Source organism: Saccharibacillus sp. WB 17 (genome assembly GCF_008634075.2).
GTDB classification, from domain to species: Bacteria; Bacillota; Bacilli; order Paenibacillales; family Paenibacillaceae; genus Saccharibacillus; species Saccharibacillus brassicae.
The window spans coordinates 1-20,342 of record NZ_VPFK02000017.1 but is presented as its reverse complement, the minus strand read 5'-3'; the positions used below and the strand labels follow the sequence as shown (position 1 = coordinate 20,342).

Sequence of the window (20,342 nt, the reverse complement as noted above, 5' to 3'; positions counted from 1 at the left end):
CCACCATGTCCAAATCCGCAACTTTCAAATCCGCAAGCCAAAGGAGCGTATAACCCATGAACGAACCGATTTTTCTTACGCCCGTTTTCCAGGAACGCATCTGGGGCGGAACCAAGCTGAACACGCTGTTCGGCTACGAGATTCCCAACGACAAGACCGGCGAATGCTGGGCGGTGTCGGGCCACAAGAACGGACAGAGCGTCGTACATAACGGCCCTTACGCGGGCACGAAGCTGGGCGATCTGTGGGTCGACCATCCGGAGCTGTTCGGCGATTCGGAGTCCGACGTTTTCCCGCTGCTGACCAAAATCCTCGACGCTTCCGACGATCTGTCGGTTCAGGTCCACCCGGACGACGCGTACGCGCGGCAGTTCGAGAACGGCGAGCTGGGCAAAACGGAATGCTGGTACATCGTCGATGCCGAACCGGGCTCGTCGATCATCTACGGCCATAACGCGCAGTCGCATGAAGAGCTGCGTTCGATGATCGAAGCCGGCCAGTGGGAAAAGCTGCTGACGCAAATCGAAGTGAAGCCGGGCGATTTCTTCTACGTGCCGAGCGGTACGATTCATGCGCTGGGCAAAGGCATCGTCGTGCTGGAAACGCAGCAAAGTTCCGATACGACGTACCGCGTGTACGACTATGACCGCACAGACGCCAACGGCCAGGGCCGCGAGCTGCATCTGGAAAAAGCGATCGAAGTGACCACCGTGCCCCAGTCCTACACCGGCGGCGCGTACGAGACCGATCGCCTCGACGGCGTGACCGTGACCAAATTCGTCTCGAACGACTTTTTCACCGTGCAAAAATGGGAAGTCGACGGCAGCGCCTCATTCGACGCCCGCGAGCGCTACACGATCGTAAGCATTCTGGACGGCGCCGGCACCCTGCACAGCGAATCCGGCGAATACGAACTGTCCAAAGGCGACCACTTCATTCTGCCGGCCGGCTTCGGACCTTACACGCTTACCGGGAAGCTGACGACGATTTCTTCCTGGGAATAGGCGGGGCCGGGAACGGAAAAGCAGATAGCAAGATGGGCAGTAAGCATGCAAACAAACCCGACTCTCCCTATGGAGGGTCGGGTTTGTTTCGTAGTTTCGATTATCAAATCGTTCGATCGTCAAACCGTCAGATCATTAAATCGTCAGATCGCCAGTCCCAAGCGAAGGCAGACACGGCTGCCCGAAGTTCTAACGAATCCTGCTATCGCTATTTGCTCTTATTCGGCGTTTTTCGTCATCTAACGAATCGACGTATCCTTATTGAATGCAATTAGGTCGATTTAAGCGATTTTGGAGCAAATAGCGTGATGACGATTCGTTAGTAGGCGCAAAAACAAGCTGGTGCGCAAATAGCGGGATCAGGGTTCGTTAGCATGTTCGGATCTTCCGTCCGCATTGGCAAAAAGAAGCCGTCCGCCAACGCGTACGGCTTCTTTTTCATTCTCCGCACCCTACCAGGGCCACTCCCGCCCCTGCCAGTCGCGCATGACGAGTTCGTCTTCGTCGATCGCGTGCGCTTTATCGTCCCACGGCAGCGTGCTGCCAAGGAAGTAGTCCAGCGCGGGCGCGGCCGACTCGGACGGTTCCAGTTCGGCTTCGGCGTTGCGTTCGCCGGACATGTAGGTGCGCATCCAGCCGGGATGGTACAGCCGGAACGTATAGCCGTCCGGGCGCAGGCGGCCGAACAGGTGGCGGATGCCGCGATTGAGCGCGGCTTTGGACATGCAGTAGGCGAACCAGGCGGTTCGCTCGGCTTTGCCGATGCTGCCCGCTTCGGACGAAACGTAACACAGCCGCTTGAGTTCGCCGTGTTCCAGCAGCGGCAGGAAAGCTTCGCTCGTTCGTACGGGTCCAAGCGAATTGACCTGGTACAGGCGGATGATCTCTTCGTAATCCTGCGGGACACGAATCGCATCTTCGTTCTTGTCCGTAATGACGCCCGCGTTGTTGATTAAGAGATCAATGCTGCGCGTCCGTTCTTCCACGGCCGCCGCCGCGGCCTGCAGGGAAGCGTCGGAAGACACGTCGAGCGGCAGAATGACCAATAGGTCGGGGTAACGTTCCCGCAGCTCGGCGAGCTGCGGCCAATGCGGCAAATAGCTGCCGGCGAATACGCGCCAGCCGCGTTCAAGCAGTCCTTCGGCCAGCGCGTATCCGAGTCCCCGGTCCGCGCCGGTAATTACGGCGTTATGTGCATTCATCTGTTATCGGCTCCTCTCAGAACGGCCATTCTTCGCCGCGGCTTCCCGTCAGTACGATTCGGTCTTCATTGGCATGCGGATTGGCGAAAAATCCGGCGGCAAAGCGCGCGGCTTCCGCGATCGAAGCCGGCAGCGAAGTCATCGGCGCGTTCGACGCCGACGCCGAAGCTTCGCCCGCATGCGAAGCGCCTACAGGCTTCGGCATCAAGCCGGGATCGTACAGCCGGAACGTGTAGCCATCCCGGCGCAGGTCGTTGAACAGCAGGCGGGCCTGCATATGCAGCGCCGTATGGGCCATGGCGCGGCCGATCGGCCCCGCATGCTCGCCTGCGGAGATGCTGCCTTCGCGCGACGAGACGAAGCAGATGCGCTTCAATCCGTCTGCGTCTTCCATCAGCGGCAGCAGCCGCTCGACCGCGCGCAGCGGCGTCAGCGCGTACGTCTCGTAATCCCCGAGACGCCCGTCCGTCGTCTCCTCGGCGCCGCTGTCCGGCAGCGAAGCGCCGGCTACAACGTCATCCGGGCCGCCCTGCGGCAGGCCCGACTGCGGCGAAGCGGCAGCCCCGGGCGCGATCTCGCCCGCATTCAACACCAGCAGATCGAGGCGGCCCGAGAATTCGGCCGTCAGGCGCGCCGCTTCGTCCAGCGCGCCGGGCTGCCGCGCATCCAGCGGCACGACATGCAGCCGGCCGTGCTCCGGCAGCCGCTGCGCGGTGTCCGCAGCCGCAGCGGAAGGCTCCGCCGCGCTTCCGGCAGCGGCCGGCGGCGCCGCTTCTGCGCCGCGCTCCGCTCCGCCAGGCGGCCGCTCGGCGTACTGCGGCTTGTGCGCCGCTTCCGGCGCCCGCTCCGCAGGCGGCTCGGTTTCCGCCGCAACAAAAGCTCCGGCCGCGTTCGACGCGTTCGGGTCCGCTCCGTGAGCGGGGCGCTCGCCTTCTTCGGCATAAGCCGGATCGCTGGCTCCAAGCTTCGGACGGGCGTTGCTCTCCGGCCCGAAGCCGACCGAACCTTCGAAATCGTCCAGTCCCGACGTACCGGTGCCGGTCGGGATGTCGCGGTTCTCGCCGATATGCGAGCCGTGCGTCCAGCCGCTACGCAGCGGCTTGGAAGAAGCTTCGTCGGAAGCTTCAGTAGCAGCTTCGTCGGAAGTTTCGGCCGTGCTGCCCGGAACAGCCGGCGCCTCGGAAGCGGGAGCGATCGCGCCGCCCCAGCCGTCGTCGGTCGCTCGCTGCTCGGCCGATTCGCCCGGCGTTCCGTTCGGCGTTCCGTTTCCGTTGTCCGTACCGGGCTGGCGCTCCGCCCCTGCTTCGGAAGGCGCGGGGTCACCGCCGATCACGTTCCAACCGCGGGATACCAGTTCCCGTCCCAATGCCGCTCCGAACGGTTCGCGCAAATTCAAAATCCATGCGGTTCTGTCCATGTTCTCTTCCTCCTCTTGGATTGCTGCTTGGGCGGTCTTAGATCGACTGCCCGGCCGGCGCCTGCTTGGCGCACCAGTACAGCGCGTTGCGCAGCAGGCGCAAATACATCGGATGCGTCCATACGCCAAGCTCGTGTCCCGGCGTCAGCACGGCCACTCGGCCGCGCCCGTAAGTGCGCGTCCAGCCGCCCGGCTGGGCGCCGTGCTCCGACACCGTCGTCATGATCAGGTCCGCGACGGGATCTTCCCATTCCATGAAATAGTGTTCGTCGTACACGGCGAATTCTTCGATGCCCGTCGCAATCGGATGCTGCTTGTCCGGCCGGATCGTCACTTCGCACGCTTCGGGGTGATGCGTGAACACGCCGCCGAGCAGACGGCGGAACAGCCCTTCTTCCTTGTCGTAGCCGGCGGTGCCCGCGTGCACGGCCAGCAGTGCCCCGCCGCGCTCGACGTAATGCTCGAACGCCTGCTGGACGTGTTCGTTCATCCAGTACGCTTTTTCCTCGTCCGATTGGCTGTTCGAACGGCACACCAGCACGACCGGATAATCGCTCAGGCGCGCGGGATCGAACTCTTCCGCGCGGTCGGTCAGCGTAAATTGGAATTCGTTCTCGTCCAGCTGCGCCAAGCCCTGCCGGATCGTGTCCGCGGGATGCCAGCGATCTTCGCAAATGACCCATACCTTCATTTTGTTCTCTCCCTTCGTTCGTCGAGCGGCCGATCCGCAAACGCTTTCCAAAATCCTGCCCGTCGACCGCTATGTAAGTTCGGGTATACGTAATGTTATTACACTTCAAAAGTGCGCTTGTCTCTTTATGACGGGTTTTTCTTTTGGGAGGGACTTTGGCCGGAAGCTGCCGCACGCCAAAAAGCCGCTCTTCGAGAAACGAAGAACGGCTTCGGCTAGCGGGAATTCCGCGTCACCCGGCGCGGACGGTACTCCGTCCAGATCAGGTACAGGAAATATGGAGCGCCGACCGCGGCAGTTACGAGCCCGGCCGGAAATTCGACCGGCGGAGCGAGCACGCGGCCGATAATATCGGCTGCCTGAACGAGCGCGGCGCCGAGCATCGCGGCGACGGGCACCAGCACGCGATGGTCGCGTCCCGCGAGGCGCCGGGCCATATGCGGAGCGACCAGCCCGACAAACCCGATCGTTCCGGCGGCGGCGACCGAACCGCCGGCCAGGACGATTGCCAGAGCCAGAATCGACAGCCGGACAGGTTCCAGCGGCAGGCCCAGTCCGCGTGACGCGTCGTCTCCCAGCGCCATGACGTTGAGCTTGCGGCCAAGCAGCGCCATGACGGGCACGCCGAGCAGCAGGACCGGCGCCGCCTGCAGCACCTGCTCCCATGTCCGTCCCCAGAGCGAGCCGTTCAGCCACAGCAGCACGGTGTTGGCATTGGCCGAAGCGCGCGTCACCAACAGCTGCACGAACGTGCCGCCGCAGGCGCTGACCGCGACGCCGACCAACGCCAGCCGTACGGGATCGATCCCGCCGCGGTACGCAAGCGCATAGACCAGCGCTCCGCCGAGCAGGCCGCCGACAAGCGCCGACGTCGACGTCAGCCAGACCGACTGCCATTCGGGCGGCAGCAGCAGCACGGCTGCTACCGCGCCCAGCGCGGCACCGGACGATACGCCGAGCGTATCGGGCGCCGCCAGCGGATTGCGCAGCATCGCCTGCGCAGCGAGCCCGGACACGGACAAGGCTCCGCCGACCAGAATCGCGAGCAGGATGCGCGGAAGACGATAATTCCAGACGATATAAGCCAGGTCCGGGTCTCCCCGGCCCGCGAAAGCGGCGGCGATCTCCGCCCAACGAAGTTCCGCCGCTCCGACGCGAATCGCGACAAGCGCAAGCGCCGCGACGATCAGCGGCAGCACGATCAACACGAGGCGATGTTTGTTCATGGGGACCTCCGGCTTCGGCGAGCCAACGCGATAAAGTAAGGCGCGCCGATCAGCGCCGTGACGAGGCCGACCGGCGTCTCCGCCGGAAAATCGATAAAGCGGGAACCGACATCCGCGGCCGTCAGCAGCACGGCTCCGACCAGAGCCGAGAACGGCAGCAGCAGCCGGTAATCGGTGCCGATCAGGTAGCGGCAAATATGCGGCACGATCAAGCCGACGAATCCGATCGGGCCCGCGATCGAGACCGATACGCCCGCCAGCAGCACCACGATCAGCGTTCCGACGGTTCGTACGATCCAGATACGCTGCCCGAGCCCGCGCGCCATCTCTTCGCCAAGTCCGATCAAGGACAACGAACGGCCGAGAAACATTGCGGCGAACAATCCGGCTAGCACGACAGGCAGCAGGATCGCCACCTCTTCGCGCTGGATGCCGGCTGCCGAGCCCGCCAGCCAGAACAGCAGCTTGGCCGCCGATTCTTCGTTGAAGATCAGCAGCCCCTGCGTAAACGAAGACAGCAGCGCCTGAATGACGATACCGACCAGCGCCATCCTGACGTCGGCCTGCCCGCCGCGCACCGCGGCGCCCATCAGCAGCACGAGGCCTACTGTGAGCAGCGCGCCGACAAAGCCGGCGCCCGCAAGCGCAAGTCCGCCGGCGCCGGGTACGACAATCGTGCAGAACACGATTATGAAGGACGCGCCCGCATTGATGCCGAATACGCCGGGCGAAGCCAGCGGATTGCGGGTAATCGCCTGCATGATGCAGCCGGCCGTGCCGAGACTCGCTCCGATCAGCAGCACCGCCAGCATGCGCGGTGCACGCAGCACGTCCAGAATGACATGTTCCCGGGTCGCCGCAGAAAAGTCCGTCAGGTAAGAAAGCGTCAAGCGCAGCGGAATCAGCGCGGGACCGATCATGAGCGAAGCGAGCATCAGCACGATCAGCAGCCCCGCGGCGAACACAAAAGCGGGCAGCGCCCGCCGCCCGCTCGCCCGGTTATTCGCCGGATCGGAGCTCGACGAATCAGAACAGTTCGGCCGCTTCATCCATAATCCCGTTCAGTGCCGGAATGCTGCGCTGCCTGGACCAGGTCGCAAGCTGCACTTCGTGGGCGTGTCCGCCGGCGACCGCTTGCAGCTGATTCCAGAGCGGATTGGCCTGCTGGGCTTCCAGAACCGAACCTTCGTCTTCGTTGATCAGAATAAGCAGATGCTGCGGATCGAGCGCGAGCAGCTGCTCGGTCGTCATCAGTTGGCTAACTTGGGTATCATCTTCCAGCGCGTAGTTCAGCCCGGCCTCCGTCAGGAACGACGGATGGAACGCGGAGTCGGTACGCACCTGGAACGATTGGCCATCTTCTTCGTCGGGCGCGACGATCAGCACGCTTTGCCCCGGTTCGATATTCGATTTGAGATCGTCCATCGCCGCCGCATGGTCGGCCAGCATTTTCTCGACTTCGGCTTCCCGGCCGATCGCTTGGCCGATCGAGCGCGTCGAAGCTAGGATCTGCCCGTAATTCGCCGTATCGTTGCCGAACACGATCGTCGGCGCGATCGCTGTCAGCTCTTCGTACACGTTCGTATGCCGGCTCGTATCGGCGATGATCAGATCGGGCTTCAGCGTCCGAATGATTTCGAGATTCGGTTCGGAGCGCGTGCCGACTGACGTATAACCTTCGATATAAGCCAGCGTGTCCTGCGGAAAACGTTCCGGCTTGTTATCGTCGGCCACGCCGACCGGTTTCACTTCGAGCGCCGCGACCGTTTGGGTGAAGCCTTGTTCCAACACGACGATGCGCTGCGGAACGCCCTGAATATCGGTCGATCCGATATCGTGCTTGATCGTACGCGTCCCTTCGGCGGACACCGCCGGCTGCTCGCTCGACCGTTCCGTCCCGGCGGAAGCGGAAGTGCCGCTTCCCGCCGGAGGCGAGCACGCCGCAAGCAGCAGGCTAAGACTGAGCAGCAGCATCCATACTGCCGATTTTCCGGAATAACCAGACATGTTCGCAACCCCTCCGTCGCTATCTTTTATTTGAGAATAATTATCAATATAAAGGTCGGCAGACGCAGGTACAATAGAAGAATCGGACAAGCCGAATGGCGGAATCGGACTGCCTTCGCGCTTGCGGTAAGCGGTAGGCGACAACCCGCCGTGCTTTTTGAACACGCGGCTGAAATGGTACGCGTCTTCGTACCCGACGCGCGCCGCGATCTCGACGACCGTCCACTGTTCCCGCAGCAGCAGTTCCCGGGCTTTTTCCATCCGTACGTTCAACAGGTATCCCGACGGGTTGCTGCCGAGTCCGCTTTTGCGAAACAGCCGATTCAAATGCCGGGGACTGCAGCCCAGCATGCCGGCCAGCGAATCGATCGTAAACGGCCGGTCGTAATGCTCGTCGATATAGCGCACGGCCTGCTGCACCGGGTCGGCCAGAAACGAAGACCCTTCCCCGCCGTGCAGCTGCCGAAGCACTTCGTACACGAACTGCATGAACAGCGCGCGCACGCCGTAACGCCGCAGTTCATCGCCGGAATCCCAGCCCTGCTTCATTTCCTCCGCGTACTGCCGCAAGCTCAGCGGAGAAGCGGCCCGCATCCCGTACTGCACCGCAAATTGGCCGGCCGGCAGCGACAGCCGCTTGCCCCCGCCCGAAGGTTCCGGACGATACAAAATCAAATAATATTCGAGCTGCGTGGAAGCGTCCGTCGGAAAGACGCTCAGCTTCATCCCGCGTCCCGCATGCAGCACGTGAAAAGTTTCCGCCTGATACTCGGCCGCATCGATGCGCAGACGCGCCGAACCTTCCGTCACGTACAGGAAGCCGTTCGCCGGCATCCGGTATACGTTCCGGGGCTGCGCCGCGTCCGTTCGTACCCGCCGCACGTCTTTGACAACAATCGGCATCTCGTTCCACAGCGCCGTGTATTCATCTATGTTCAACCGCTTCACTCCTTCGCTTGTCCGCCGCCCGCACAGCCGAACCTTGCCCTTTTTCATAAAGTTGTTCTTTTTTAATGATAACAGTTCTCAATGATAAACGCTTTAGTCCTTTCGTCATTTTCGGTAGGAAAAAGCAAAAAAGCCCGCTTCTCCGCCGTTCAAGCCGGGAGGCAGCGAGCTTCGATCCAAGAATAAGGCGTGCTTGTTGAACGTTATACGGGCCGTGCCGGATTTAAGCCGACGGAGCCGGAGAAGACGCGCGGTGCTCGCCCGGCTCCGATTCGTGATGCTCGATCAGCGAATGCTTTTTCCAGACCCGGCTCTTCCAGCGCATGTACATGACGGCGACCCGAATCCATTCGTCGGCCGCGATCGCGAGCCAGATGCCGGGCAGGCCCATGTTCATCTGGAACACGAGTACGTACCCGAGCGGAAGGCTGATGCCGACCATCGAGACGAGTCCGACGTAGACCGGGAACTTGGCGTCGCCGGCGGCGCGGAGCGAACCGATGACGATCATGTTGAACGTCCGGGCCGTCTCCAGCACGATGCTCAGCACGAGCACCTGCGTCGCCATGCGGATAATGTCCGCGTCGTCGGTAAACAGGCCTACAAGCGGATGACGCAGCAGGATCACGACGAGATCGACGATCACGGTGATGACGAGCGCCCGTTTGACGCTGCTCCACACTTGATGGTAGGCGTCTTCCTTGCGGTTCGCGCCGACGAGGCGGCCGACGATGATGCCTGTTCCGATCGCCACGGCGACCGCGAACAGATAGATGAACATCGAGATGTTCGTCGCGTACTGGCGCGCGGCCAGCGCCTGGGCGCCGAGGAACGTCGCGTAGAAGAAGAAGATCATCTGGCACGACTGGTACGTAATTTGCTCCAGCGCGGACGGCACGCCGATCCGCAAAATTTTCATAATATATTCGCGCGTCAGGTTAATGTAGAACTTGAATTGGATACGCACTTCCATGACCTGGTACAGCATCCAGAACAGGACGACCGCCGCGACGGCGCGGCTGATGACCGTGGAGATCGCGGCTCCTTCGACGCCCATCGCGGGGAAGCCGAGGTGGCCGAAGATCATGACGTAGCCGCCCGCCACGCTCAGGATGTTCATCCCGAGCGCCACGAACATGGTCAGCTTCGTCTGTCCGTACGTCCGGATGGTGGCCGACAGCATGTTGATCAGCGCCTGCAGGAAAATCGCGCCGCCAACGATATGCATATACGACTTGGCGTAGGCGAGAATATCGCCGTGCAGGTTCAGGGCAACCATCATATGATGGCCGAACACGAGGAAAAACGCGCTCATGGTCAGGCCCAGCATCAGATTGAGCGTCAGCGACAAGCCGGAAATCTTGGCAGCCTCGTAATGGTTGCGGGCTCCCAAATATTGCGCGATCACGATAGCGGCGCCGTTACCCACGACTTCAAGAATAAGGATGGCGATCGAGATGACCTGGTTGGCCGCGCCGACGGCCGCTACCGCATCATCCGATACGCCGCTCAACATCATCGTATCGGTGATCCCCATCAACATGAACAGAAACACTTCCAGGAATATCGGCCAGGTCAAACGGAACAGATTGAATTCGCGCTCCAGCGGAAGTTTGGCTGCAGCGGCTCCGTTTTTCGTTTTCATCTCTTCGCCCTCCTTCGATCGTTTGGCATCAGGATGCCGAAATGAAAATTCCGACATATTGAAACAAAACGTATCTTAGCACGGCAAAGATGAAAAATCATCATTTTTTGCGAAATTTCCTGAAAATTATATGAATACCTGTTTCAAGTTCCGTTTTGGCGGATTCCGCTTCATACGTGCAGCGCCTGCGCATCCGGCATTTCCTTCGAGGCGTACTCGGTTTCCGCGCGATGCACCCGGTTGCGGCCGTGCTTTTTCGCTTCGTACAGCGCCAGGTCGCAGCATTTGTACACCCGCTCCAGTTCGGAGCGGTGTTCGGGCACGAACGTCAGCGCGCCGATACTCAGCGTATACGTGCCGGACGCCGTCACCGCCGCGCGGATGCGTTCGGCCAGCAGCGTCGATTCGGCTTCATTGAAGCCCGGCAGCAAAATCGCGAACTCGTCGCCGCCATAGCGCCCGAACAGGTCCGCCGGCCCGAGCTGCCGCGAGACGATATGGCTCATCTCCCGCAGCACGCGGTCGCCGATATCGTGCCCGTACGTATCGTTGATCCGTTTGAAGCCGTCGATATCGAACAGCAGAAAAGACACCGGCGCCCGCCGCTTGGCATGCTGATCCAGCACGACGCCCGCTTTGTTCAGAAAAGTGCGCCGATTCCAGATCTGGGTCAGATCGTCGAAGCTGGCCAGCCGCAGCAGCTCGTCGTCCGCTTTTTGCTTGGCCAGCAGCACGAAGCCGGTATTGGCCAGCATCATCGTGAGGTAGGCGGCGAGCGAGAACAGGCTGCGGCTGACGCTTGCGGACAGCAGCGCTCCGGCTCCGTCGCCCAGCAGGGCGGACGAAGCCCGGATCAGCAGCGCGGCGGCAACGAAAGCGTAGAGGAAGCCCATCAGCCGGCGCAGCGCCGTTGCATCCCGCACGGCCAGCAGCCGAAGCGCCGGCGGCGCGATCAGCGCGGCCGAGAACACGGAAGCGATCACGATGCGAACGGATTCGGTATTGTACAGCAGCACAGCCGCATGGAACGACAAAACGGCCGACAGCACGACCGCGGCCCCAATCCGTTTCGCCCGGGGCGTCAGCGCTCCCTGGAGCCGCAGCAGCGCCGCGGCTTCGAGCGCCGTTCCGAGAAACAACAGCGTATTGGACAGCGAGAGGACGGCCAACGGACCGATCTGGTCTTTGAGCAGCATCAACGCCCAGGCTCCGGACTGCAGCAGCTTGGCGGTAAAAAAGAGCGAGACCGAACGATCCCGGCTCTCGCTTCGGCGATAGGCGCTCAGCAAAACGACGGTAAGCATATGCCCGCAAATGAGCGAAATATAGACCGTTTGCGCATCAAGATGAAAAGTCATGAGGAGTCGCACTCTTCCCTTCAGATCGTGAGCTGAACGATATCCCGCCAATGCAAAGCGATCTCGGTAAAGGACTGCTCCCCGATCAGGATCTCTTTGCGTTCGATTTCCTCGCTGCCGAGCTTTTGGTAAAAACGAACGGCCGGGTTCTGTTCCAGCACCCAGACCATGAGCGAACGGTAGCCTTTTTTGCGCAGCTCCTCCAGCAGTACCCCGAACATGGCGCGGCCGATGCCTTTGCGCTGTTCGCTCTGCAGCAGATACACGGCGTACAACTCGGCTTCCTGCGCCCTGCCCGTTTCGCGGTCTACGCCGTAATCGAGAAAGCCGCACACCTGGCCGCGTTCGTTCTCGGCGACCAGCACGCCTTCTCCGGGTTCCGGTTGGCTCAGGCGTTTCTCCCACCGGGTGCGGTGTTCTTCCATGGACAGCTTATCCAGATAAGCGTCCGCGATAATGCCTTTGTACGTCGTTTTCCAGCTGTCGACATGAACCTGAGCAATGCCGGCGGCATCTTCAGGTTGGGCGAATCTGATCTTCATGGGGCTCGCTCCTCTGCAAAAAGTTCAGGTAACGGGATGATCGAACAACGAACCGGACTCGATCCACGACTGGGAAACGGCAAGCTTTTACGCGTTAGAGATAGGATTCGGCGCCTTTGTACGAATTCCTGCCGCAAGAAGCAAGTTATTTCCAAACGTGCGCGCTTATCGCCGCCTCTTTGTCCAAATCATGGCAAAAAGCCGCTCTCCGAAAAGAGCGGCTTCCGTTTCTATTGAGTGAGCGGCTGTGCAAAAAAATTGGATCAGCGCGTGGTCAAGCGGCTGCCGACGCCGACCGGCTTGATGCCCCAGATGTCCGACGCGTATTCGCCGATCGTGCGGTCGCCGGCGAAACGGCCGGATTTGGCGATATTGAGAATCGCTTTTTCCGTCCACAGTTTCGTGTTCCGGTAATCGATGCCGATCTGCTCCTGCGCCTGCGCGTAGTCCGCGAAATCCCGCAGGACGAAGTATTCGTCGTTGTGGCTGAGCAGCGAATGGTAGATCGAATCGAAGCTCTGGCCGTTTTGGCAAAACGGGCCCTGAATAAGCTGATCCAGCACTTTTTTGACACGACCGTCGCTGTTATAGATTCCCTGCGCCGAGTAGCCGCCTTCGCGGTAATACTGCTCGACTTCTTCGATCCGCAGTCCGAACAGGTACATGCCTTCGTCGCCGAGCGATTCGTACATTTCGACGTTGGCGCCGTCGAGCGTGCCGATCGTCAACGCGCCGTTCATCATAAACTTCATGTTGCCGGTGCCCGAAGCTTCTTTGCCCGCGGTGGAGATCTGTTCGCTCACGTCGGCCGCCGGCACGATTTTTTCGGCCAGCGAGACCGAGTAGTTTTCCAGGAAAAATACGTTCAGCAGGTCTTTGGTCTGCGGATCGTTGTTGACGGTGTCCGCGATATTGTTGATCAGCTTGATAATCTGCTTGGCCATATAATAACCCGGAGCCGCTTTGGCGCCAAAAATGAACGTGCGCGGCGTCAGGTCGAGCGCAGGATTCTCCTTGATCCGGTTGTACAGATCCATAATATGCAGCGCGTTCAGCAGTTGGCGCTTGTACGCATGCAGCCGCTTGACCTGTACGTCGAAGATCGAATTCGGATTGACGGTCGCACCGTGCTTCTTATGGATATACGCGGCCAGACGCTCTTTGTTTTTGCGCTTGACGCTGCGAATCTTCTCCTGCACGACGGCGTCGCCGGTATGCTTGAGCAGTTCGTTCAGCTGATCGGGCTGCTTTTTCCAGGCGGAGCCGATCGTCTCTTCCAGCAGGTTCTCCAGTTCCGGATTGGCGTGCATCAGCCAGCGGCGGTGCGTGATGCCGTTCGTCTTGTTGTTGAAACGTTCCGGGTACAGTTCGTAAAAGTCTTTCATTTCGCGCTTCTTGAGAATATCCGTGTGCAGCGCGGCCACGCCGTTGATGCTGTGGCTGCCGTGGATCGCCAGATGCGCCATCTTGATCTGTCCGCCTTCGATGATCGCCATGCGCGACACGCGCTCCTGGTCGCCCGGGTACTGCTCCAGCAGCGAGGCGCAGAACCGTTTGTTCAGTTCTTCGATGATCATATGGACACGCGGCAGCAGTTCGCGGATCATCTGCTCCGGCCACGTTTCGAGCGCTTCGCTCAAAATCGTATGGTTTGTGTACGACACCGTGCGCGTCACGATGCTCCAGGCGTCTTCCCAGCCGAAGCCTTTTTCGTCCATCAGGATGCGCATCAGCTCCGGAATGACCAGCGTCGGATGCGTGTCGTTGATATGGATCGCGACTTTGTCGGCCAGGCGGTCATGCGGCAGACGCAGTTTGTCGAACGTGCGCAGCACGCTCTGCAGGCCGGCGGAACAGAGGAAATATTCCTGCTTCAGGCGCAGCAGCTTGCCTTCGTATTGGGAATCGTCCGGGTAGAGGAATTCGGACACGGTCTCGACCGAACGCTTGTAGTCCAGGAAATTGTAATAGTTGCCGTCTTTGCCTCCGAAGCCGCGCGTCGGATCGGCAGCCGATTCGGCGCTCCACAGACGCAGCGTGTTGACCGCGGAATTCTCGTAGCCGACGATCGGCACGTCGTAAGGCACCGCCCAGACGTCTTCGCCGTTTTTGGTCTCGTACACGAGGCGGCCGTTTTGTTCATGGCTCTCGACGTTCCCCCAGAAGCGGACGTTGACTTTTTTGTCGCCGCGGCGCACTTCCCAGACGTTGCCCTTTTGCAGCCAGTAATCCGGCAGTTCGACCTGATGGCCGTCGATGATCTTCTGTTCGAACAAGCCGTAGCGGTAACGAATGCCGTTGCCGTGCCCGGAATAGCCGAGCGAAGCCAGCGAGTCGAGGAAGCAGGCGGCCAAGCGGCCAAGCCCGCCGTTACCGAGTCCCGCGTCGGCTTCGTATTCTTCGATGTCTTCCAGATCCCAGCCCAGCTCGCCGAGGCCTTCGCGCACCAGTTCCAGCACGCCCAGGTTCAGCAGGTTGTTGCCAAGCAGGCGGCCCATTAGGAACTCCATGGAAAAATAGTAAACCTGGCGTTCGCCGTGTTCCGTATAGGCGCGGTTCGTCGCGGCCCAATCCTGGCCGATCCGTTCGCGGATCATGCTGCCGAGCGCGGCGTAGACGTCGTCCTCGGACACTTCGTGCATTTGGCGGCCGCTGTTGCCGATCAGCCTCTGCTTGAACTCGATTTTGAATTTCTCTTTATCGGTGAACATGGGTTGAGCCCCTTTCCCGTCTGGCCGGTCACGTCCGGCGACGGACAAATAAAGTATGGTTTTGTCTGTAACGACTCAGCTGTCGAAGTACCAGTAGGCGTGGATCAAGATGCAAAAAAGCCTTCCACCACCGCGCTCCAAACATGGAGGCGGCCCAGAAGACCCGTGGGTTTGATACTATTATCGGTCAATCGCCCGGATTTTTTATAGCTGGGTTTCTTGCCGGGCGATGCCGAATTTTTGAAATATTTGTTAAAGCGTGCTTCGCTTGGCGATGACGAACGGTTTACGCGAGTCGCCGACGAGCGTGCGGTTCTCGGTAACGAGCACGTCTTTGTCGAGAATGACGTTCTCCACGATCGCGCCCGCTTCGATCACGCACTTCTGCATGATGATCGAATTGACGACTTTGGCTCCCTTTTCCACCTTGACGCCGCGGAACAAAATGCTCGTGTCGACTTCGCCTGCGATCTGGCAGCCGTTGGCGACCAGGGAGTTGCGTACGTCGGCGCCTTCGAGGTACTTGGTCGGCGCTTCATATTTGATCTTCGTCTGCACCGGTTGATCCGGCGAGAACAGCTGCTTGTATTTTTCCTGATCGAGCAGTTCGAGACTGTTCTTATGGTAGCTTTCGATCGAGTTGATGACCGCGTGGTATCCGGTATACTCGTAACCCGCGATTTTGAGACCGGCCGGATTGCGCAGGATGGCGTCGCGGAAAAAGTAGCTGTCGCCATGCGCGATGCAGTATTCCATCTGCTGCATGAACAAGCCTTTTTCCATAATGAACAGCTCGATGTAGAGGTTGTGATGCCCCTTCTCGTTGTGGATGCCGTTCACGAAGCCGTCTTCGCCCACTTCTACCCGGAAGCAGGCATCGTGTTCCGGCTCAAGCAGGTCCACGTGCTTGTACACGACCGTGACGTCCGCGCCCGAAGCTTTGTGCTTGGCGGCGAGGTCGCAGAAGTCCACTTTGGACAAATGCTGGCTGCCCGAGTGTACCACGTATTCGCCGGTGCTGCGGGCGAAGAAGTCGCGGTTGTTGTGCATATGCTGCAGGTCGCCGACGGAAATGTCGGTCGGGTCATGCCAGTCCGGAGGCAGGATGAACAATCCGCCGCGTTTGCGGTTGAGATCCCACGGTCCGCCTTCGCCGAGGTGATCCAGCAGCGAGCGGTATTTGCGCCGTACGAACAGCGCAATATCCTGCACGCCCGCGNGAGTTTCATGGTTCCACCGTCCCTTTTCTGCTTTCTGTGGTTCGAAAATCGTGCTATGTGCTCGGTGCGGTTCGCGAGATGGCGTAATCGCCCGTTGGCGTTCGGTAAAGTCGGTACGGCGATGAATTCCCCACCTATGATCCTAGCGGATCAGTATGGTGAATCGCCGTTTGACGGCGACTAATTATCGCAGGCTGATCCCATTGGATCAATATGGCGAATCGCCGTTTACGGCGATGAATGCCCCACCTATGATCCTAGCGGATCAGTAGGGTGAATCGCCGTTTGACGTCGACTAATTATCGCAGGCTGATCCTATTGGATCAGTAAGGCGAGTCGCCGTTTACGGCGATGAATTCCCCACCTATGATCCTAACGGATCAGTAGGGTGAATCGCCGTTTGACGGCGACAATCTCTCGCGGCTGATCTTTATCAGATCAATAGGGCGAGTCGCCGTTTACGGCGATGAATTCCCCACCTATGATCCTAACGGATCAGTAGGGTGAATCGCCGTTTGACGGCGATGAATGCCCCACCTCTGATCCTAATCGGATCAATAAGGTGAATCGCCGTTTGACGGCGACAATCTCTCGCGGCTGATCTTTATCAGATCAATAGGGCGAGTCGCCGTTTATAAGTAAAATTTCGCTGTCGTCTTCGCGGTCGGCGCCGATCACGGTATTGTCCGGGATCACTTTGCCCTGATCGACGATCGCACGGTGAATACGCACGTTTTTGCCGATCTTCACTTCCGGCATAATGACCGATTCCGTGATGACGCTGCCTTCGCCGACTTCGACGCCGTAGAACAGGACGGAACGATCGACTTCGCCGTAGACGGTGCAGCCTTCGTTAACCATGCAGTTCTTGAGCTTGGCGTTCGGGGCGATATACTGCGCGGGCTCGTTCGGGTTCCGCGTGTAGATGCGCCATTCCGGATCGTTCAGGTTCAGTTCCGGATCGTCGTTGAGCAGGTCCATGTTCGCTTCCCACAGGCTCGGGATCGTGCCCACGTCGCGCCAGTAGCCCTGGAACGGATACGCGTACAGCGACAGGTCGTCGGCCAGCATCTTCGGTACGATGTCTTTGCCGAAGTCATGCGCGGATTCGGAATCCGGCTTGTCGATGTCTTCCGTCAGGTACTTGCGCAGCACGTCCCATTTGAAAATGTAGACGCCCATCGAAGCCAGCGTGCTTTTCGGCTGCTTCGGTTTTTCGTCGAATTCGTAAATTTTCAAATCTTCGTGGGTATTGATCATGCCGAAGCTCGGCGCTTCTTCCAGTGTCACGTTAATGACGGAAATGGTGCAGTCCGCGCCTTTTTCCTTATGGTAGTCGAGCAGCTTCGTGTAATCCATCTTGTACACGTGATCGCCCGACAGGACCAGCAGATGCTCCGGGTCGTATTGGTCGATAAACTTCAGGTTCCGCGAGATGGCGTCCGCCGTTCCCCGGTACCAGCTGCTGCCGTCTTCGCGTTCGTGAGGAGGCAGGACGAACACGCCCCCGTTTTTGCGATCCATGTCCCAGTCGCTTCCGACCCCTATGTAAGAATGCAGCACGAGCGGTTCGTATTGGGTCAGCACGCCTACAGTGTCGATACCGGAATTCGTGCAGTTGCTAAGCGGGAAGTCGATGATGCGGTATGTTCCTCCAAAGTATACGGCAGGCTTTGCCAAAGACTTCGTCAGGCCTTTCAATCTCTTGCCTTGTCCGCCGGCCAGCAGCATGGCGATCATTTCTTTTTTCTTCATTCAGACGAACCTCCTCGGCAATATATACGACTGTGCGCGTGGCGGAGCATTCTCCGCAGATGTGTAGGTGCCCGAACGGGCGGTTGCGACTTGCCAGGATAGCAAAAAAGAAACGCAAATCAGCGAGACAGTATAAAACCACATATAACATGTTTAACCCGAGCGAGCATTTTGGAATCTCCATTTGCCGGGAAATTTCGCAATAAAACGCACGAAGCGCAAACGAATTTTTGTGCAAACGATTGAACGAACGCAGCTTGCGCAAATACGTCGGCCTTCCGTCCTGATGATACCATATACTTGAAAAATTGAAAGTATTAAATAATGCCCGAAAGCGGCCGCTAGAGGTAACGCAGCTTAAACGGACGTCGGTCGAAGCACGTTGGAAAAGAGCGGAACCTTTGCGGGGGTAGAGCGGATTTTGTGCGGATTCAAAAAAAAGAAGGCTCGCGTTCTGGTGAGGCAGCCGCAGACGATTGGGCATTCGGAAAAATTCGCGGCGTTGACCTCACCTAACGAACTCTGGTCACGCTATTCGGCGATAAAAACGCTTTTACTACATACCAACGAATCGTAGCAGCGTTATTTGTCCGAAATCAGCCTCAATCGACAGAATGGAAGCGAATAAGAACATGAGGATTCGTTGGTTTGCAAAAAAGGCGGAAAATCGGGAAATAGCGGTATGAGGGTTCGCTGCGCGGGGGTGGGGAACGTGTGGGGTGGGGAACGTGTGGGGTGAGGGCATGCATGTAGATATGGAAGATGCGAAAAGATCGAGAATATGCAAAAAGACGATAGCATGCACAAGGCTCACAGTACGTAAAGGCTGACTGCACGCAAAACACAGACAGCACGCGTAGGTCTAGCCCGAACAAAACCCTGCTGCTCCGAATGGAGCAGCAGGGTTTTGCGACAGCCCGGAACGCAGCCCGTTCACGGGCTCGTCCGCATGTCGCCGAGCCCGAATACCGGCAGCAGCTGCGCCAGCAGCAGCGCAGCGGCGGCCGCTCCGGCGAGCAGCAGGAACACGGCCGCATCGCTGCGCGTAATCGGCGACGCATAATAGTACGTTCTGCGGCGCTCGGCATCGAAGCGCTTCACTTCCATCGCGACGGCGGTACGCTGGGCACGCCGGATGCTCTGCGCCAGCAGCGGCAGCGCGTACAGCTCCGGCAGGCGCAGCAGTGCCGCGGGCGCGAAGCCCCGTCCGGCGCCTCCGGTGCCGCGTACGGCCAGGGCGTCGCGCCGGATGCGCAGCTCCTCCAGCGCCATCGGCATGAGGCGAAGCGACGCCATGAAGCTGTAGGCGTATTTGGGGCTGAGCTTCAGCCGCTGCATCAGCGCGTAGAACAGGTCGGTCGAGCGGGTCGTCAGCACGAACAGCAGCCCCTGGCAGCCGAACGCGATCGAGCGGAAGCCCAGATGCAGGCCGCGGTAGAAGCTTTCCTGCGAGATCGAGATCGGGCCGAGCGACCACCAGATTTCGGTGCCTTTGCCGAACAGGATCATCGACAGCGAAGCGGAAGCGAACGCCAGCGCGAAGCCGGAAGCGAGCAGCGCCGTTTTCCAGGCCGGATAGCCGGAAGCGGCGAACAGCAGCAGCAGAAACACGACGGCCAGATAAAACGAAGCGTCGATCCGGTGCGTCAGCACCGTTAAGGCGAACAGCAGCAGAAACAGCGGCAGCTTGAGCGCGGGGTTGGCCCGGTGCAGCCACGTCGTGCGGGCCGGTTCGAAAAATCCGTTCACGGACGCCCCTCCTTCGACAGCCGCAGCCCGTCGGTGCGGGAGCGGCCCGTCTGTTCGATCGAAGCCAGACGGCCGTCTTCGATCCGCCAGATTTGCGTGGCGAGGCGATCGGCGATTTCCATCTCGTGCGTAATCATCAGCACGGCATGGCCGGAAGCGCGCAGCCGCTCGCACAGATCCAGAATCGCGAACGCGTTGCGCGCGTCCTGGCCGAACGTCGGCTCGTCGAGCAGCAGCAGCGGCTTGTCCGACACGATGGCCGAAGCGACGCTGAGCCGGCGTTTCTGGCCGAGCGACAGCAGGTACGGATGGCGCTCGGCATAATCGCCGAGCCCGAAAACGTCGAGGCAGTCCGAAGCCCGGCGCAGAATGCCGGCTTCCGCTTCGCCGTCCGGCCGGCGGCTTCGCCCGAACCAGCGGGCGCGCCAGCTGTCGCGGGCCGCGCCGCTCCCCGCCGCTTCGCTGCGCAGCGTGAAGGACACTTCGTCCAGCACCCGGTTCGTCACGAACTGGAACTCGGGGTTCTGGAACACGAAGGCGGCGTGCCGCGCCGCCGTCTCCCGCAGCGCCCGGCGGCCGGACGGGCGTTCCCCCGCGTAGTCGCACGAGCCTTCATGCGGCAGCAGGCCCATCAGCCCGAGCAGCAGCGAGCTTTTGCCGGCGCCGTTCGGGCCGGTCAGCGCGATCAGGTCGCCGGGCCGGACGTCGGCCGATTCCGCCGCGCAGACGGTCTTGCCGCCGCGCAGCACGCGGAAATCGCGCAGCTGAAGCAGCGGCCGGGCCGCGTCGGCGGCTTCGCCCGGGGCCGCCCCAGCGCGCGGCTCGGCAGCGCCGGCCGGAACGCCGGGGGCTTGCGCGTCACCGGCC

At 60.2% G+C, this 20,342-nt stretch carries 14 protein-coding genes and 1 pseudogene; 1 reads left to right on the top strand and 14 read right to left on the bottom strand.

What is annotated here, in order from left to right; genetic code table 11:
* Nucleotides 1–56: 56 nt before the first annotated feature.
* A complete protein-coding gene (manA, locus tag FTE24_RS08565; protein WP_141446974.1) occupies nt 57–1,004 on the top strand; it encodes a mannose-6-phosphate isomerase, class I in 948 nt (315 codons plus the stop codon).
* Between the two features lie 452 nt (nt 1,005–1,456).
* Here manA and FTE24_RS08560 read toward each other — a convergent pair whose 3' ends face one another.
* From FTE24_RS08560 to FTE24_RS08495, 14 genes and pseudogenes are all read right to left on the bottom strand, one after another.
* The gene (locus FTE24_RS08560) at nt 1,457–2,206 is read right to left on the bottom strand and encodes an SDR family NAD(P)-dependent oxidoreductase (protein ID WP_150232852.1); all 750 of its coding nucleotides are present in this window, start codon (nt 2,204–2,206) and stop codon (nt 1,457–1,459) included.
* A gap of 16 nt (nt 2,207–2,222) precedes the next feature.
* Nucleotides 2,223–3,623, bottom strand: a complete 1,401-nt coding sequence (locus FTE24_RS08555; RefSeq protein WP_150232850.1) for a hypothetical protein — start codon at nt 3,621–3,623, stop codon at nt 2,223–2,225.
* A gap of 37 nt (nt 3,624–3,660) precedes the next feature.
* Complete coding sequence (locus FTE24_RS08550) at nt 3,661–4,314, bottom strand: ThuA domain-containing protein (protein ID WP_150232848.1); 654 nt, start codon at nt 4,312–4,314, stop codon at nt 3,661–3,663.
* A gap of 215 nt (nt 4,315–4,529) precedes the next feature.
* Complete coding sequence (locus FTE24_RS08545; protein WP_150232847.1) at nt 4,530–5,540, bottom strand: FecCD family ABC transporter permease; 1,011 nt, start codon at nt 5,538–5,540, stop codon at nt 4,530–4,532.
* Nucleotides 5,537–6,589: a FecCD family ABC transporter permease gene (locus FTE24_RS08540; protein ID WP_150232845.1), complete on the bottom strand. Its 1,053-nt coding sequence runs from the start codon at nt 6,587–6,589 to the stop codon at nt 5,537–5,539. The genes FTE24_RS08545 and FTE24_RS08540 overlap by 4 nt, the downstream gene beginning before the upstream one ends.
* Nucleotides 6,567–8,486, bottom strand: coding sequence for an ABC transporter substrate-binding protein (locus tag FTE24_RS08535; protein WP_160441700.1), 1,920 nt, complete (start codon nt 8,484–8,486; stop codon nt 6,567–6,569). The genes FTE24_RS08540 and FTE24_RS08535 overlap by 23 nt, the downstream gene beginning before the upstream one ends.
* A 232-nt stretch (nt 8,487–8,718) precedes the next feature.
* Nucleotides 8,719–10,140 carry an MATE family efflux transporter gene (locus FTE24_RS08530; RefSeq protein ID WP_150232841.1) on the bottom strand — a complete coding sequence of 474 codons (1,422 nt, stop codon included), beginning with the start codon at nt 10,138–10,140 and terminating at the stop codon, nt 8,719–8,721.
* 170 nt (nt 10,141–10,310) lie between these two features.
* Complete coding sequence (locus FTE24_RS08525) at nt 10,311–11,498, bottom strand: GGDEF domain-containing protein (protein ID WP_150232839.1); 1,188 nt, start codon at nt 11,496–11,498, stop codon at nt 10,311–10,313.
* A 20-nt stretch (nt 11,499–11,518) separates the two neighbouring features.
* Entirely contained in the window at nt 11,519–12,040 is a 522-nt protein-coding gene (locus tag FTE24_RS08520; RefSeq protein ID WP_150232837.1) for a GNAT family N-acetyltransferase, read from the bottom strand.
* A 263-nt stretch (nt 12,041–12,303) separates the two neighbouring features.
* The gene (locus FTE24_RS08515; protein WP_150232835.1) at nt 12,304–14,751 is read right to left on the bottom strand and encodes a glycogen/starch/alpha-glucan phosphorylase; all 2,448 of its coding nucleotides are present in this window, start codon (nt 14,749–14,751) and stop codon (nt 12,304–12,306) included.
* Nucleotides 14,752–15,003: 252 nt separating this feature from the next.
* Nucleotides 15,004–15,969, bottom strand: a pseudogene (glgD, locus tag FTE24_RS08510) (glucose-1-phosphate adenylyltransferase subunit GlgD); the annotation flags it as partial.
* 614 nt (nt 15,970–16,583) lie between these two features.
* Entirely contained in the window at nt 16,584–17,726 is a 1,143-nt protein-coding gene (locus tag FTE24_RS08505) for a glucose-1-phosphate adenylyltransferase (RefSeq protein WP_141446983.1), read from the bottom strand.
* Between the two features lie 933 nt (nt 17,727–18,659).
* A complete protein-coding gene (locus FTE24_RS08500; RefSeq protein WP_150232832.1) occupies nt 18,660–19,475 on the bottom strand; it encodes a CbiQ family ECF transporter T component in 816 nt (271 codons plus the stop codon).
* The coding region (locus tag FTE24_RS08495; protein WP_160441699.1) for an ABC transporter ATP-binding protein at nt 19,472–20,342 on the bottom strand (871 nt) is incomplete at its 5' end. The genes FTE24_RS08495 and FTE24_RS08500, both read right to left, overlap by 4 nt.